This is a genomic window from Leptothoe sp. ISB3NOV94-8A, from assembly GCF_043421595.1.
GTDB lineage: Bacteria > Cyanobacteriota > Cyanobacteriia > Phormidesmidales > Phormidesmidaceae > Leptothoe > Leptothoe turfae.
Genome location: NZ_JAXSQW010000001.1, coordinates 5,203,291 through 5,219,640, shown reverse-complemented (window position 1 = coordinate 5,219,640; position 16,350 = coordinate 5,203,291). Strand labels below are relative to the sequence as shown.

Genomic DNA, 16,350 nt, shown 5'->3' with positions numbered 1-16,350 from the left:
TCGAGGTAATCGAACTCAAAATACTCGACAAGTTGAGAAGAGCAAAACTCTACAAAACTCAAAACTTCAAACTGATTTACTCAAACCCTAAATTAGTGCCCTTACCTGCATGAACTAGGGCTAACTGTTCATACTTTTTAGCATGGTCGATCAGCTCTTCGATTTGTTCGGCGGATACAGTTTTCAATACCTTGCCAGGAATGCCGACCACCAGTGACCCGGGTGCGACATCCTTATTCACGACTGCGCCCGCGCCGATGATGCTGCCTGCACCAATACGGACGCCGTTAAGAATAACGGCTCCAATACCAATGAGGCAGCCGTGCTCAACGTGGGCACTGTGCACCACAGCGCGATGGCCAATGGTGACATAGTCTTCAAGGATTGTGGGCTGCCCAGGATCGCCATGGAGAATGGCACCGTCTTGTATGTTGGTGTGGGCACCGATGCGAATCAGCTCGACATCGCCTCGGACGACGGCGGTATACCAAATGTTCGCACCTTCATCTATCTCTACATTGCCAATGACCGTTGCATTTGGGGCAATAAAGGCAGCTTGTGAGAGGTCTGGTGCAGGCCAAAAGCTTTCAGGTGTGGTTAAGACAGGAGTGAGGTTAGTCACAGAATTACCTACAGAATAGATCTAGTTCTAAAGGTTACCAATTGAACCTAGGAGGCTTGCCGGAGGGTAGGAATCAGGTGATTGATACCCCGTCTCAATGTCCATGGGTTTATCAACGTTAACCATTGAGATGGACAAAACTCTTCAGAATAATGTATGTAAGGGTTAGCGCGCGCTATTTTGCCTCCCGTTATAATAAGGCGAGTGAAAGCCTAATTGGCTTTGTTTGGAGTGTTCTATTAGTACGTTCCGGCACCTGGGGCTTTGCCTAGGCTCAACGTTGGGGTAGTTGAGACAGGCCAATACATATTTAGGTGTCAATGCTTTAATAAACCCGCATGCTAAATTCCGCTTCTCAGTATCCGTTTTATGGGCCAGAGATAAAATGCCCCCACTGTCGGCAGACAATTCCGGCATTAACCTTGACCGATAGCTATCTATGTACACGCCATGGTGCGTTTGAGGTCAGTCTTGAAACCCATGATTTGGTACATGTGCAATCGGGGCGTCACTGGCGTCAATGGGAAGGGGAGTGGTATCGTCAGCATACTCATCCTGATGGTATTCGGTTTGAGATTCATGAAGCGCTCGATCGATTGTATACCGAGGGTTATCGGGCGACACGAGTGATTATTGCAGAACGCTATCGGCCCCTAGTGAAGTCGTATCTGGAATACAGTGCACCTTGGCGTGGCCAAGTGGATACAGGAACTCCCAGGCTATATGGGTTACCTGTGGCGTTTAGTCCGTCTTCCCAAGAAGTGCCTCAGTGGGAAGTGATCAATTTTGATTTAGAAAAAGAGCCTGGGGTGCCGAATAATTATCGGTATCTAAAATTTTTTGAGTAAGCTGTTCGAGTTGTTGGTTAAAAGACGGTGATAGGAATACTATGCATCATGCGTCGATTCGAACGGCGGATATTCATAAGGCCATTGCCTTTTATGAGCTGCTGGGATTTGATGTGGTAGAACGTTTTACTGCTGGCATTACTCTGGCGTGTTGGATGGAAGGTTTACATGGACGAATCGAGCTCATGCAGGTGCCAGAACCCAAACCTGCTGCCGATGCCTTTAGTGATGAGCATTACACTGGTTACTATCATCTGTCATTTGACCTGACTCAAGCAGCTGACAGTTTACCGACCTGGCTGGAACAGTTGAAGCAAAAAGCGATTTCTCAAGATACGGTTCTAAACGTCCTGTTGGAACCTCAGCAACAGATGATTGGGTCTAGTGTGTATGAAGTAGCCTTTATTGCTGATACTGATGGGCTACCGCTTGAGTTCCTGCGTCGTTTGAAATAATTAATGGGTTCTGGGATTCCGTTTGCAAATAATTGGGCGTATCTGGAAACAGAGCTCAGCTGGTTAGAACGGCTGCTTTTAGTGGCGGTTTCTCAGCAACGCAAGCATTTAAAGTCGGTTAATCAGGTGGCCAAAAATGCGTCTGACAAGGCGACTAGTGACTGGTGGCAAGGTCTCATTGCGGTTAAAAAACGTGCCTACGATGATACAGCGCCTAAATCATCTGACAAACCCTCACTGGGGTACCAAAAAGCAATAGACAAGCGGATTTTGCTGAGTCGGGCTAGCAAAGTTTCGTTAGGGCTACCAACTATGCAAATGGTGCTGGGGCTGAGCCTGTTTGAAAAGAAGCTGGTACTGATGGCGTTGGCTCCGGAAGTTCAGGTACGTTATGGGCGGCTTTATCACTATTTGCAAACAGGGACTAACTGTGCGGTAGGGGCATTGCCGACCGTCGAACTTGCCTTACGATTATTGTGTCGCAATGATTTGGAGCGTCGGCGTGCGCGTGCCCGGCTGTCTGGTGAAAATTCGTTGATCAAGCGACAGGTTTTACAATGTGTTGAGGGTTCATCCTCGACATTGTTGGGTAGTCAGATACAGCTGGCTCCTGCATGGGTTGAGTACCTGCTTGCCGAGAATCCTGACCCGAGCTGGCCGCTACAGTTTATAGCAGCTGACTGGTATGCCCAACTATGTCGAGGGCGAGTGACTTGGCCAGATCTGATACTGGCCGATGCACTCAAGCAGCAACTACAGTCAGTGGCAGAGCAGCCACGGTTGAGGCTATTGCTGGTGGGAGAGCCAGGTGTGGGTAAAGAGCGCAGTGCGATCGCACTTGCAACCCACCTCAAACAATCTCTATATATTCTCGATCTGGCCCAAATTTCTCCCCAAGACTGGCCCAACTGTCTTACCGAACTAGGCCAGGCTAAGTATCCCATTGTCTTAATTAAATCAGCCCACCATTGGCTTGGCCGCAATTCAGCCATCGATACAGCAGCCCTTCAGCACTGGCTGACCAAATCATCAACCCACGTCTTTTTTATAGTTCATCATCGTCACCTTATCCGCCACCAATGGCGACAGCAGCTCACGACGATCGATATCCCCATGCCCAATACCGAACTACGCTTGCAGCTGTGGCAACAAATATTCCCCAACGGCGTTAAATCCATGGGAAAAGTCCGCTGGACTACTCTAGCTGAAGGCTTATCCTTATCTACTCAGCAGATTACTGAAATTGGACGTATGACACATCGTCTGGCAGGCGATGAAGAGATTACCATTAACCATTTACAGCAAGCCCTAAATCAGCAGGAACATTTTTGGAAACTGCGTTAGCCGTCAGAGCTATTTTGATTTTTGCCTTTGGATAAAGTTGTCTAACGTTTCCTGTAACCATTCTTTTTCTGCTATCGACAGCGATATACCAAACTGATGACTGTAGACACCTTCCCGCAGTGCCAACGTCTTCACAGGCTGATCGTTACTTAGCAGAATTGTTTCTAAAGTCACCCTTTCCAAAGTAGCAACATGACCTTGATGAACGCTTTTACAAATCAACATTTTTCGTTTGAGGGTAAAACGCTCTTGACTAATGTCTAACGTAACGTGTTCAAGGGCCGTCCAAAAAGCTCTCCAAGCGAGGCCTAGGCCAATCGCCCAGAAAGGTACAAAAAAAATAACAGCTGCCCCCAATGAGAAAACCGGTAAAATGGCCAAACCTACAAACCAGGCAATACTATTCCAGGCCAAAGCCACGTTGAAATGTCCTCTGAAGGCCGCTCTTCTTAACCCTGTGGGTGGGATATTTAGGAATAGGTGGTGACGACCGTAAGTCAGTTGAATATCGCTACCGGCAGGATATTGGAGTCCTTTTGTTGCAGTCAGTCTAGGTCTGGTCAATGCCAACCTAGCAGTTCTAGCAGACTCAAATCGCTCTTCGGCTAAAGGCTCAATCAACCCCTCTAACCAGTTGGCAAATGCCTCAGAAACGTTGACTACTCCACGGAAGTCCATCTTCAGACGTGTTTGTGGCAAATCCGCTGGATTTTGATGGGTGAGCAGATTGATCAACGTTGCCCCAAGGCCATAGAGATCCGTGGTGGGATAAGCATGGCCACGAAATTGTTCAGGAGCCATATAGCCAAAGGTGCCAACCACCGTGCTGCCAAAAGCAATGGTATTGCGATACACACTCTGCACCGCTCCAAAATCCACCAGAAAAATCCGATCATCATGACCACGAATAATGTTCTGGGGCTTAATGTCCCGATGGATGATGGGTGGACTTAGGTTATGGAGGTACTCCAGGATCTGCAAAATTTCAATGGCAATGTGTCGAGTGTCTGCTTCTGAGAAGCGTGCACCAGCCATAACTAAGTCTGAAATGGACCGCCCTTTAGCTAATTCTTGAACAATGTAGAAGTAGCGATCGCAATCTGTATCAACCTGAAAATAGTCAACATATTTGGGAATGCCCGGATGGTTGAGACCCTCTAGAACCTGAGCCTCCCGCTCAAATAGCTCTAGCTTTTTCCAATCGCTTAATCCCTTGAGCGATAGCTCCTTCAGGGCCACATGGTGCCCTGTAACTCGATCTTCTGCCTCATACGTGATGCTACTGCCCCCTTGACCCAGGACATCAAGAATTCTGTACCGATTCTTGATAACGGAGTTGTTTGGCTGGGCGTTGTGCATTTGGGATTATGTCCACTGGGTAGGGGCCATTTCTTGGGGCACCAGGTTTGGGAATGGTTCTGGTTCTACCTCTACTTCTTTGGGCGCGGTCTCTTCAAGTAAGTCCCAGATCACTTGCAGCAATTCGTCTAGACCCTGGCGGCTGACAGCGGAGATCCCAAAGATGCGATCGCATCCACTGCTAGCCATCAGCTCTTCAGTGACAACCTCAAGCTCATCCTCAGGGACTGCATCCACCTTATTGAGTGCCAGTAGCTGCGGACGATCTGCCAGCCCGTGACCGTAGGCGATGAGCTCTTGCTGAATTGTGTGGTAATGCTCAATGGGATCCAATGTCGTAATGTCGATGACATGTAGAAGCACACGAGTTCGTTCGATATGGCGCAGAAAATCGTGCCCCAAGCCAGCCCCGGCATGGGCTCCTGCAATGAGTCCTGGAATATCAGCAAATACAGTACCATCGCCTGTGGGTTTTCGCACCACGCCAAGGTTAGGCACTAGGGTGGTAAATGGATAGTCCGCCACCTTTGGCTTGGCTGCCGATAACGCGGAAATCAGCGTTGACTTACCAGCATTAGGCAGACCAATGATCCCGACCTCTGCCAGCAGCTTTAGTTCTAGACGAATCCGTCCCTCTTCTCCGGGGAGGCCGGGTAAGCAGGTCTCCGGTGCCCGGTTACGATTGCTCAAAAAAGCCGCATTGCCGAGGCCGCCTTTACCCCCCTCGGCCACACATAGGGTTTGACCCTTGGTGACCAAATCCCCCAGTAGTTCGCCTGTTTCAGCATCGTAGATCATGGTGCCGCAGGGCACTTCTACAACCAGATCCTTCCCCGTTGCCCCCGTCATGTTTTTAGGGCCACCCCGTTCGCCATGTTCTGCTTGAAAGCGGTGGGCGTAGCGAAAGTCCAGCAGTGTTTGTAAATCGGAGACCGCTTGGAGAATGACTGAGCCGCCATTGCCCCCCCTGCCGCCAGATGGCCCCCCTGCTGGCACATATTTCTCTCGGCGAAAGGCCACTAGACCATCTCCACCATCGCCCCCATGGACATCAACTTCAGCTTGATCAATGAATTGCATGGGAGATACGGAAGATGGTGAACAGTATCGGCAAGGAGGGTGAGTGGTGAGTGGTCAATCGTAAATCGTGGAACAGTTAAGGCTGAAGGCCTTCGTTCTAAGGGGTTAGAGAATCTGTATCAGCTGCGATACAGTCTAATCTATCCCCCTTCACTCTTCACCCTTCACTAATTTACCTCTAGCGCTGTCTTGCTATCTCCAATTGTATCTGTTCCTTCAGGGCTTCATTCTCGCGATGTTCACCAGTGATTGCATTAAACTGATCATCGGTGAGACCTGCTTCTTCTACAAGTTGCTTGGCATCATTACAGAAATTAATCAACGAACGCCGAACTTGAGATCTAACTGTACGTGGCACTTCCGTTAAATCGTTGGTGCTTACACAGCGTAGGTCATGTTGAGTAACATCTGCATTGGCGATGGTCATGAAGTCGCTGATGTCGGCATAGGCTTGGGGCCGAATATCTTCGATGGCCAGTACAGCGGCAGCATAGTTACTAATTAATTCATTAGTAAAGGGTTGGGCGTATCCCCTTTGCCAGAAGGTGAATAATGGTACGCCGATCACAACCAGACTAACGCTGGTTCCAATTATCCAGCGGAGGTTCCGGGGGCTGTCATTACTAGAGCAACGAGTAATCATCATGGCAATACCTAGCAAGATTTGACCAATTCTAGTGAATAAAACATGGGTACTGCATGGTAAGCCTTTAGACCGGCTTGAAGCAATGTGCTAGTTCGATGACTTTGGTATGTAATGTTATAGTCTCTGGCGCTCCCTGTTTAAGGGAATATTCAAGGGATAGTAGAAGTCTCAGGGCATTTTGCAATTGTGAGGATGAGATGCCATGTATTTCTTTTTGTAAAAAATAAATACGTTTAGGGTTGCCGATATCTGCCGCTTGGGCAATGGCTCGGGTATCCCGTTCACCGGATTCGGTCATAAGTTTGACCCATAGCCAGGTGCGAAACTGCCCTACCAGGGTGGCGACGATACGCAAAGCGGGTTCATTGCGCGTTAGTAGTTCGGTAATTAGGGTCAGGGCTCGGTCTGTTTGGCCCTGGCGCAGGGCTGCCGCTAACTGCAGACTGCTTTGGGTGCTAGTGGCCACGAGGGCATGAACTGCTTCGGGTGGCAGTGCCTGTTTCGGTTGGGGCCAATAGGTTTTGAGTTTTTCTAGTTCGTTATAAAGACGGCGAGTGTCGGCACCAATCGCTTCTCCCAGTAGGGCAGCTGCCTGGGGGGTGAGTTGCAGTCCCACATCTTTAGCAACCTGATATACCTGATGTTCAATCTGGTCCGTCTTCCACGGCGGGATGGTGTCAAACTCGCGGATATCAGCGTATTTTTTGATGAGTTTGGTGGACTTTAAGCGTCCATCAGGTTTATTGCTACTGGTCAGCAGCAGGATGGCGCTATCAGGAATTTTGGGCAGTGTCCGCTCTAGTTCAGCCACAAGGTCGGCAGAACATCGCTGACAAACGGGGGTATCAACTAGCCACACCACCCGTTTACCCATGCCAAAGGGGGGCGTCATGGCCTGATTTAACCCCTGGATAATGGCGTCGGACTGCTCCGGTGGGATTTTTTCGTAGTTAAAGCTAGCCCAGTCAGGGTTGAGGTTGCGATCGCACAATGCGCGTACCGCCTTTTTCATCCGAAACTCATCGGCACCCCAAAAGAAATAAACCGGCATTTATGGTGAAATGAACAATTCCCGTAGGTTGGGTTGAGCCTTGCGAAACCCAGCACCCAATGGTATCTCAACCCAACCTACCCGCTTAATAATGCTTCGACAAACTCATAGCTAGAGAACGGTCTTAAATCCTCAATCCCTTCGCCGGCACCAATAAACCGAATCGGTAGGCCTAGTTGCTGCACCACCGCCAGGGCCACTCCACCCTTGGCAGTACCATCCAATTTTGTCAGCACTACGCCGCTAAGATTGGCCGCTTCTGAAAAGACCTTAGCCTGTCTGACACCGTTCTGCCCCAGGGTGGCATCTAGCACTAGCAGTGCTTCTACATTGGCGTCCGATGCTTTCTTATCGACAATGCGTCGGATTTTGTTGAGCTCATCCATCAAATTCTTTTTATTTTGTAGACGGCCTGCTGTGTCCACCAGGAGTAGCTCTGTATTGCGTGATTGGGCAGCGGCAATGGCGTCAAACACGACGGCAGCTGGGTCAGTGTTTTGCCCTGGATTAGCAATGACGTCGACCCCGCTGCGGGCTCCCCAAACTTTGACCTGCTCCACGGCAGCTGCGCGGAAGGTATCCGCTGCTGCAATCAGGCAGTTATAGCCAGATTTTTTCGCAATGTGGGTGAGCTTACCGATGGTCGTGGTTTTACCGGCTCCATTGACACCCACTATCAACCAAATGTTGAGCTGTTCACCTTCGGGCACAAACAGTAAGTTGTGATTTCCCTCAAGCGGACTATCCAGCATCTGTCGCAGCAGCTTTTTAAGATAGCGAATGGCGGCTTCAGGCGGTAAGGTCGCCTCACGCATTTTGGATTGGAGAGCTTCGATAATCTGATCGGTGGCTTCTACGCCGACATCAGCTTGCAGCAACAAGGCCTCAATTTCGTAGATGGCATCTTCATTAAGCGGTCCCTGCCCCACAACTGCTTTCAGCTGATTGACCAGGCCCCGTCGAGTTTTGCCTAGCCCTTGACGTAACTGGTTAAGCCAGGTGATTTCTTCAAGGGATATGTCATCCGGACGTCGCCCTTGGGATGCTAAAACCTCGGCTGACCAAAGAAATGCCTCGTCTAAATCGACATCGGGCATCACCATTGGCGGTTCTGGTTCTGGCTCAGATTCCGGTTCTGGCTCAGGCTCAACGATGGCAGTTTCCTTTAGTTTGGCCAAGCGTGCTTCTCGTTCCGCCTCGGCTGCTTTGGCCCAGAAGGGAGCAGCAACGGAGGGGGTAACTTCTGTTAATGCTTCCTCTGCTTCCTCTTGCTCAGTGATTGCAGGAGTTTCTTCCGGCGTAGAAATCTCTGTGGACACGTCTGTAGAGACCGGAGTTTCTGCCGCTGGTGCAGCGGCTTTACTCCCTACTGGAGCCTCAACTGCTGGCTCCGGTTCAGATTCTGGTTCCGGTTCCACGGGCTCAGGCTCGGGTTCCGGTTCTGCTTCAGGTTCCTCAACGGTTGCCTGTTGCTGCTGAATATTTTGGTAAGCGGCCTTGGCCCAAGCTAAATAGTCTTCAGCACTGGCAGGTGCATCACTGTCGTCTGCGGCAGCCTCCGCAGATGTTGAATCATTTGTTGTTTCATCTGTTTTGGCATCCTCTGTTTCAGAGGACTCGTCATAGCCACGGCGAAACCAATTAAATGAAGACATAGGTCAATGAATGGGCAATGTTCAACGTGTAGAGTGGGCATCACCCACTGATGTAACAATCAGGCCTGTTATAAATTTGAAATTTGGTTGCAAACTTAAGGTTCATCATCAGAAGGCGTAGGGTCAGGGCTGCTCTCTGATGCCACTTTCGATAATTTCAGAGGTGTTGATCTGGCATCCAGTTTTTGGCTTGCTAGCTGATCTGTCACTCGACGCATAACACCATTGATAAACCTGTAGCCTTCCTCATCACTGTATCGTTTGGCGATTTCGATGGCTTCATCGATCGCAATTCGTTTATCCACTGCCAGATACAAAATCTCGGTGAGAGCAATCCTGAGAATATCGCGATCCACCCGAGCCAAACGTTTTAAGTTCCACCCCACCATGGCACTGTCTAGCTGCTGGTCAATGTCATCACGATGTTGGGTGAGTTGGGTGATAATCCTTTGGGAGTAATCCTGAATATCTTTACGACCTGCCAGTTGCACAAATTCTGGTAGTTCTGTGGCAGCCCCAAGCCGGTTAATAGCAGTTTGCACCTGTTCAATGGCACCCTTGACCGTTTCTTGGGCACTGCGAAGATCGCCAGAGCGAGTTTCGCTATCGAGCAATTGGCGGTTACCCCGCACCAGTTCTGCCGATGCTGCTTCTAGGGTTTCTTTCACCTCGGCTGTGAGGGTGCGAATGGCTTCGGTCAACAATGTGTCAACAGATGGGCCAGAAGTTTGCTTACTACGTTTTGGATCGTCCGTAAGCTGACTCATGCCAAGGAGGGCAAGCTCACGGGCAATACGACGGGATTGCATGGCGTTTGGGAATGGGTGGTCTAGCTCAGATATCTTATCAGCCAGTGTGTGGGCGGCGCGGATATACGAGGCTATCCTTGTTGATCAATATTAACGAGTTCAACTCTGGTTTCAGGGGATTCAGCTGTTTCGGACTCAGCCTGTTGGGATGTGGACGAGTCGAATGGTAAGGCCTCTCCGTCTCCAGCAGGTAGTTGGGGTCTGTCTGAATCTTTTGCTACCAAGGCCTCAGCTAGATTTGGCCCAACAATACCGCCTGATAGCAAAACTTTGAACGCTTCTTCAATAGAGATACTGAGGTTAACCACATCAGCCTCGGGAACAACTGCATACCAGCCACTGGTGGGATTAGGCGTAGTGGGCACAAACACACTCAGCATCTTGGAATCAGGATTCATGGATGTGACGGAGCTGGTGACAAAGGCAATGGCCCAGATGCCTCGACGGGGATATTCCACCAACACCACACGGCTAAACTGACTTTTGGTGTCTTTTAAGACAGTCTCAAGTAGCTGTTTCAGAGTTTTATAAACTGAGCCAGCCAAGGGAATAGATTGGAGGATGCGCTCGCCAAGATCTAATAGCCAACGACCAGCAATATTGCGAGCCATCAGACCAATGAGCAAGATGGCTAGTAAAGGTACCGCAAATCCAACGCCTAAATTAAAGAGGGCTACTAGAGCTGGGTGTAAATCAACAAAAGGGTTTAACTGCTTGGGAAATTTGGTCAGCGCACGAATTACCCAGCTGGCTACGGTAATGGTTAGCCAAATCGTTGTGGCTAGGGGAATAATCACCAGAAGACCTGCAATCAGGTCATTCTTCAAACCTTGCTGGAAATTTTTTAGCACGGGCTGACGTCTCGGTTGTAGTCGTAGCGGTCTATTTCAGTCAAATAAGCTGATTAGGTAGGGCCTGTTTCAGAAAACTGGAATGTTTCGCAGTGTCACTTATCACCATATATATCCTAAATTATTGTGGCAAATGCTGTGATCGGTCCGGGGATCGGTTATACGTGGTAGCCAATTGAGGGAATAGGCAGTGGTTCACTGAGCGCCAAGATTCAAGCGTTTTAGCTTTTTGCTACAGATGTTGGCATCCTATGCCCTATTGTTCACCAACCACTACAGCTGGAGCACTTGTCTTGCCAGCGTTAAGTAGATAAAGACTCCAAATACATCTACGACGGTGGTAATAAATGGGGCTGACATCAGCGCAGGGTCAAAGCCTAAGCTTTGGAACAGAATGGGTAGAGCTGCTCCGGCGCTGGATGCCAGGACGGAAATCGCGATCAGGCTCAGGCCTACGGTGAGGGCTACGCCTACATTGATAACAGGCAGGATGTATAGCACTCCGGTGACGACTAGGGCCAGCATGAGACCCAGGAAAGCACCTGCGATCGCTTCTCTACGAATCACCTGGAACGCCTCTCGTAGCTTAAGCTCATCGGTGTTCAAACCACGGATCACCACGGTGGATGACTGAGCGCCTACGTTACCCCCGGTACCGATCAGTAGCGGGATAAATGAGGCTAAGATTGCCACCTGTTGAATCAAACTTTCCTGGCTTCTGATCACGGCAGCGGTAAAGGTATTGGCCACCAGCAGTACTGAGAGCCATACAACGCGCTTGCGAGCGACCGTTAGCAGGTTGGTCTGAAAGTAGTTATCACCGCCAGATTGAACACCGCCCAAGGCATAAATGTCCTTGGTGGCTTCTTCTTCGAGGATATCGATCACGTCATCAACGGTGATGATGCCCACCAGCCGTTCCTCAGTATCGACAACGGGCACTGCCAAAAAGTCGTAGCGTTGAATCAACCTGGCGACTTCTTCTTGGTCCACACCTGTTTGCACTGAAACCACTTCGCGGGTCATCAGCTCTCCAATGGTTTGATCGGGTTGACCGGTCACTAAAATTCGCAGTGACAAGATACCTGTGAGACGACGGGCTCTGTCGGTGACATACAGGTAGTACACCGTTTCACTAGCACTGGCCAGTTTGCGAATGTGATTGAGTGCCCGTTCCACCGTCCAGTTTTCTTTTAGGGCGATGTATTCGGGGGTCATGGCCCGCCCAGCTGTGCCTGCCTCATAACCCAATAACAGGGCTGTGGCTTCGCGTTCCTGTGCACTCAGCTGTTGCAGCAATTGTCGTACCACCTTGGCGGGGAGTTCATCAAAGAGGCGCGCCCGGTCGTCAGGCGACATCTTGTCCACAATGTCGATGACGTCCTGGCGCTTAAAGTCTTCAACCAGGGTTTGCTGAATGCTGGAGTCTAGATTTTCATAGACTTCAATGGCTTCAGCCTTAGACAGTAGGCGGAAGGCAAGGGCCTGCATCGTATCAGGCAATCCTTCGATAGCTTCAGCGATATCCGCAGGCTGTACAGGGACCAGTAATGCTTTTGCCCCTTGGTAATTGTTCTGTTCTAGGAGAGCCTGAAGTTGCGATCGCACCAGTTCGCGCAGTTCCCTGCGCGAAAATGATGCAGTGCTTGTAGCCTGTTCAGTGTCCGTCAAGGAAGGTATGCCCAATCCAGTTGCCTATAGTCTAGTGGTGGAATGGGTCTAGAACGAAGAAAATCCTGCAAATTTCTCAGGTACATAATTTAGGAGGATGGACATTTCCCAACCTCCTGATGGTTTATGCTGCCTTCAATCCCCGGTGTCTCAACAGCGCGTCCGTGCTAGGCTCACGTCCGCGAAATGCCTGGAATACCTCCATGGGATGACGGCTGCCGCCCAAAGCCAGCACCGTATCGCGGAAACGCTTACCAGTTTCCTGCACAGCACTTTCGTTATCAATGCCCACCTCCTCAAACGCTGCAAAGGCATCGGCGCTGAGTACCTCGGCCCAGAAGTAACTGTAATAGCCTGCCGCATAACCACCGGCAAAGATATGGCCAAAGCTGCATAAAAACGCATCCTCAGCTAAGGGTGGCAGCACCGTAGTTTTTTTGGCCAGTCGATCCCGCACATCCCAGATGGTCTCAGATCCATCAGGCTGATAACGAGAATGCAGTTCAATGTCGAGCCAACCAAAATTCACCTGGCGCAGAATGGCATTGCCGGTCATAAAGTTGCGGGCAGCTAGTAGCTTCTGGTAATCGGCTTCAGGCAAAGGCTCGCCAGTCTCAAAGTGCCGTGCCATTTTGAATAGGGTATTACGGTCGTAGCACCAGTTTTCCATAAACTGACTGGGCAGTTCGACCGCGTCCCACTCCACATTGTTAATGCCCGCAGCCCCTGGATAGTCGACCTGGGTCAGCATATGCTGTAGCCCGTGTCCAAACTCATGAAACAGGGTTTCTACTTCTCGGAAGGTCATCAGGCTGGGTTTGCCATCAATGGGGGGTGACTGGTTGCAGACAAGATAGGCCACCGGTAGACGCACGGGTAGTTTAGGCTCTGTATGGGCACGCACAATGCATTCATCCATCCAGGCACCGCCGCGTTTTTCAGCGGGTCGACTGTAGGGGTCAAGATAGAAATAGGCAATGGGTGCACCGTTGCCATCGGCAATGGCAAAGTAGCGCACATCTTGATGCCAAACGGGAGCCTCCCCATCGACGGCCTGAATTGTCACACCAAAGAGGCGATGGGCTAACTCAAACAAACCGTTGAGTACCTGAGGTAATGGGAAATAGGGTCTGAGCGCTTCGTCGTTAAGATCAAACTCTTGTTCCCGCATGCGTTCTGCCCAGAAGGGGATATCCCACTGTTTCAAGTCGTTAGTTGTCGATGCGTTGTGCGCTAGCGCAAAGACTTTGAGATCTTGTAACTCTTTAACAGCAGCGTCATAGCTGGCACTGCGCAGTTCTTCCATCAGCTCCTCCACTGCATTGACTGAGGAGGCCATTTTTCTGGCAATGCTGAGATTGGCGTAGGAATCAAAGCCAAGGAGATTAGCCTGTTGTTTTCTGAGGACCAGGGTTTTATCAATCAGGGGTGAGTTATTGAGATCACCAGAGGACGCACGGCTGATGTAGGCGCGGTAAACTTTTTCCCTCAGGTCACGACGCTGGCTGTGCTTCATAAAGGGACCATAGCTGGGAATATCCAGGGTAATTCGCCAGGGGCCTGCTTCTGCAGTAGCCGATTCCTCTCCAGCATCGCGGGCTGCCTGAGCCGCTAGACTTAACAAACTAGAGGGCAAGCCAGCAATGTCTTCCTGGGTTGTTAAGGTTAAGCTAAAGGCTTTGGTGGCATCCAGCACATGGTTCGAAAACTGGGTTGATAGCTCCGCCAGCTGTTGTTGAATTTGGTTGAAGGTTTCCTTAGCGTCACCTTCTAGACCCACACCTGAAAGTTCAGCATCGCGGATGGCTGCTTCCACAATGCGTTTTTGTGCAGGGCTGAGGTTGGTGTCTTGGGCCAGTTGTTTGAAACCGGTGTAGAAGGCTTTGCTCTGGCTTAAGCGGGTGGCAAACTGTACTAAAGCAGGCTGCACAGCTTCATAGGCGGCTCGGAGTTTGGGGCTGTTTTTAACGCCCATTAAGTGTCCTAAAACACCCCAAGTCCAACCCAGCCGCTCACTGATTTTAGTTAGCGGTTTGGCTAATCCTTCCCAGGTGGGGCTCATGGTTTTTTCCAATGACTCCAAGGCTGTGGTGAGTTCGCCAATCAACTGCTGGATCGCGGGTTCTACTTGATCGGGCTGAAACTGATCAAATGGAGGGAGACCATGGCCAGTCAGAAAAGGGTTGGTTGCTACAGCGGGAGCACTGGTAGTTGCCTTAGAAGTCATAGGTTGCTTTGGAAAAAAATTAAGTGTGACAGAATTCTCAGAAAAACTAACTTCCCGGAATTATTCCGACTTATCTATATAATGTTAGTTCGATTTTTGGTGAGTGTGGGGGTAGAAATTACAAGGGCTTGTTCTAAAGGATTCTAATCGGTGTTATGGGCATTTGGGACAACCCTGATGGAGTTTTTCCTGCAAGGCAATGCCATGAAGCCCTCTGTTTAACGGGCTTCGATGGTTTCTGGATCCAGAGCCTGCAAAATACGGGCAGCTTGGGTGATGATGCTTTCACCGCCACTAACGACGACTAAATATTCTCCAGCATCAATGCGATCGCGATAAGGTGTTTCGTTATTGTTAAACAGCAACGCAGGACCACCACAAATAAAGAAGCTGCCCATTAGTCCAGACCCAGCGCCTAGCAGACCTCCTAAAAGCTGATTGCCTAAGGTGCCTGTCCACTCAAAGGTATTCAGACCTGTAATAGCATCAAAGACAAAGCCTCCGCCAAACCCAAAGGGGACTAGCCAGGTGGCCATGCGTCGTACCTGAGTCCAGGCGGCTTCTTTAGGATTTTGCAGGCCAAACTCGTCAGTGGTCGGACACCCCTCACCCAGAATAGAGACATCGTCCATGGAAAAGTTGCTGGACTCTAGCCTGGCATAGGCTTCTTCGGCATTGGTGCGATCGCAAAAAGCAGCGACAAGGTATCTCATGGGGATAGAACAAGTAATGGCTCCAAGTCAGGGCAAACCCCGATATGTTCTATTATTCCTCGTTGACTACATTTTGGGGGTTGTTGTTTTGCAGAGAGCAGCTGTCCACCTATGGGGGGATTGCCAACAAACACCCACCTCACTAAACCATGGGTATTATGGGGCTACCCATTGGCCTGAGAGTGTTTGAGCACGCCAGCTAGAATAAATGCGATCGCAGACTCTGCGTAAGCTTCTATCGCCTGGGGTGCTAGCCATTCACTTGCTGGCACTAAGTTTCTCAGATTGTTCTCCGCATTAAAGTAAAAAGTCACGGTTCCCATGATGTGAATCATCGTCAACCAGGGGTCCAGGGGGCGAAAATAGCCTTCATCCATCCCTTTTTGTAAAAAACTCACCCCCAGGTTAATGGGGATTTCCCAACCCGTGAGCTTAAAATACCTACCTTCATTACCCATGGCCTCATGGAGCAGTACCTTACCCTGATAAGGGTTGTTAACTTCATGGGCTACAGCCGCCCGCAGGAATGTCCTCAAAACATCCGGTGGCGATAGATTCTCTAAATTTAAGGTCTCAACAGCCACCAAAAAAGTAGCCGCATAGCGCTCTAACACTGCCTGATACAGTTCTTCCTTCGTACCAAAATAATAGTGAATCATCGCCTTGGTGAAACCGATGTTCGCAGCGATTGGTTCCGTTCGTGCCCCCGCTAGTCCATGGCGTGCAAATTCCTCTTCAGCCGCATCTAAAATTTTTGCTTTGGTGGCTTCCGGGTCACGACTTTGCCGCTTGGCCGATGAGCGCTTTGATTTGGCTGACGACTTCACTACAGGATTTGCAGATAGAGGATTCTTACCAGAATACAACGCCTCTCCAAGGCCTATCAACAGGTTTTCATTATCTAATTAACTAACCAGTTAAAAAGTTATTGACATGTGCGACCAATGCCTTTAAGTTAACTAACAGGTTAGTTTAACTATTTGGTTGGTTATTGCAGCTTAACCCTGTCGTCTTTTCGT

General features: G+C 49.8%; 15 protein-coding genes. 3 read left to right on the top strand and 12 right to left on the bottom strand.

Annotated elements, in window-relative coordinates; genetic code table 11:
• Window positions 1-76: 76 nt before the first annotated feature.
• A complete protein-coding gene (locus SPB21_RS22220) occupies window positions 77-622 on the bottom strand; it encodes a gamma carbonic anhydrase family protein (RefSeq protein WP_163666483.1) in 546 nt (181 codons plus the stop codon).
• Between the two features lie 338 nt (window positions 623-960).
• Here SPB21_RS22220 and SPB21_RS22215 point away from each other — a divergent pair, with 338 nt between their 5' ends.
• Genes SPB21_RS22215 through SPB21_RS22205 form a run of 3 tightly spaced genes read left to right on the top strand, consistent with a single transcriptional unit; the run spans window position 961 to window position 3,269 of the window.
• Window positions 961-1,470, top strand: a complete 510-nt coding sequence (locus tag SPB21_RS22215; RefSeq protein ID WP_006516656.1) for a TIGR02652 family protein — start codon at window positions 961-963, stop codon at window positions 1,468-1,470.
• Window positions 1,471-1,511: 41 nt separating this feature from the next.
• The gene (locus tag SPB21_RS22210) at window positions 1,512-1,925 is read left to right on the top strand and encodes a VOC family protein (protein WP_006516655.1); all 414 of its coding nucleotides are present in this window, start codon (window positions 1,512-1,514) and stop codon (window positions 1,923-1,925) included.
• Window positions 1,926-1,928: 3 nt separating this feature from the next.
• Window positions 1,929-3,269 carry a hypothetical protein gene (locus SPB21_RS22205; RefSeq protein ID WP_499867749.1) on the top strand — a complete coding sequence of 447 codons (1,341 nt, stop codon included), beginning with the start codon at window positions 1,929-1,931 and terminating at the stop codon, window positions 3,267-3,269.
• A gap of 9 nt (window positions 3,270-3,278) precedes the next feature.
• Here SPB21_RS22205 and SPB21_RS22200 read toward each other — a convergent pair whose 3' ends face one another.
• The 11 genes from SPB21_RS22200 to SPB21_RS22150 all read right to left on the bottom strand — a co-directional run bounded on the left by SPB21_RS22200 (window position 3,279) and on the right by SPB21_RS22150 (window position 16,158).
• On the bottom strand, window positions 3,279-4,628 hold the full coding sequence (locus tag SPB21_RS22200) for a serine/threonine protein kinase (RefSeq protein WP_499867748.1): 1,350 nt from the start codon (window positions 4,626-4,628) through the stop codon (window positions 3,279-3,281).
• Window positions 4,629-4,634: 6 nt separating this feature from the next.
• Window positions 4,635-5,708 carry a GTPase ObgE gene (gene obgE, locus SPB21_RS22195; protein WP_499867747.1) on the bottom strand — a complete coding sequence of 358 codons (1,074 nt, stop codon included), beginning with the start codon at window positions 5,706-5,708 and terminating at the stop codon, window positions 4,635-4,637.
• Window positions 5,709-5,886: 178 nt separating this feature from the next.
• Window positions 5,887-6,354: a DUF4168 domain-containing protein gene (locus SPB21_RS22190; protein ID WP_499060695.1), complete on the bottom strand. Its 468-nt coding sequence runs from the start codon at window positions 6,352-6,354 to the stop codon at window positions 5,887-5,889.
• A gap of 64 nt (window positions 6,355-6,418) precedes the next feature.
• Window positions 6,419-7,405 carry a DNA polymerase III subunit delta gene (gene holA / locus SPB21_RS22185; protein WP_499867746.1) on the bottom strand — a complete coding sequence of 329 codons (987 nt, stop codon included), beginning with the start codon at window positions 7,403-7,405 and terminating at the stop codon, window positions 6,419-6,421.
• Between the two features lie 77 nt (window positions 7,406-7,482).
• The gene (gene ftsY, locus SPB21_RS22180) at window positions 7,483-9,060 is read right to left on the bottom strand and encodes a signal recognition particle-docking protein FtsY (protein ID WP_163666495.1); all 1,578 of its coding nucleotides are present in this window, start codon (window positions 9,058-9,060) and stop codon (window positions 7,483-7,485) included.
• Window positions 9,061-9,155: 95 nt separating this feature from the next.
• The gene (gene nusB, locus SPB21_RS22175) at window positions 9,156-9,869 is read right to left on the bottom strand and encodes a transcription antitermination factor NusB (protein WP_163666497.1); all 714 of its coding nucleotides are present in this window, start codon (window positions 9,867-9,869) and stop codon (window positions 9,156-9,158) included.
• Window positions 9,870-9,940: 71 nt separating this feature from the next.
• Window positions 9,941-10,720 carry a DUF502 domain-containing protein gene (locus SPB21_RS22170; RefSeq protein WP_163666499.1) on the bottom strand — a complete coding sequence of 260 codons (780 nt, stop codon included), beginning with the start codon at window positions 10,718-10,720 and terminating at the stop codon, window positions 9,941-9,943.
• A gap of 273 nt (window positions 10,721-10,993) precedes the next feature.
• Window positions 10,994-12,391, bottom strand: coding sequence for a magnesium transporter (gene mgtE / locus SPB21_RS22165; protein ID WP_163701514.1), 1,398 nt, complete (start codon window positions 12,389-12,391; stop codon window positions 10,994-10,996).
• A gap of 124 nt (window positions 12,392-12,515) precedes the next feature.
• Complete coding sequence (locus tag SPB21_RS22160; RefSeq protein ID WP_499867745.1) at window positions 12,516-14,618, bottom strand: M3 family metallopeptidase; 2,103 nt, start codon at window positions 14,616-14,618, stop codon at window positions 12,516-12,518.
• 218 nt (window positions 14,619-14,836) lie between these two features.
• Window positions 14,837-15,331: a hypothetical protein gene (locus SPB21_RS22155; protein WP_006516645.1), complete on the bottom strand. Its 495-nt coding sequence runs from the start codon at window positions 15,329-15,331 to the stop codon at window positions 14,837-14,839.
• Window positions 15,332-15,495: 164 nt separating this feature from the next.
• Window positions 15,496-16,158: a TetR/AcrR family transcriptional regulator gene (locus SPB21_RS22150; protein WP_499867744.1), complete on the bottom strand. Its 663-nt coding sequence runs from the start codon at window positions 16,156-16,158 to the stop codon at window positions 15,496-15,498.
• Between the last annotated feature and the right edge of the window lie 192 nt (window positions 16,159-16,350).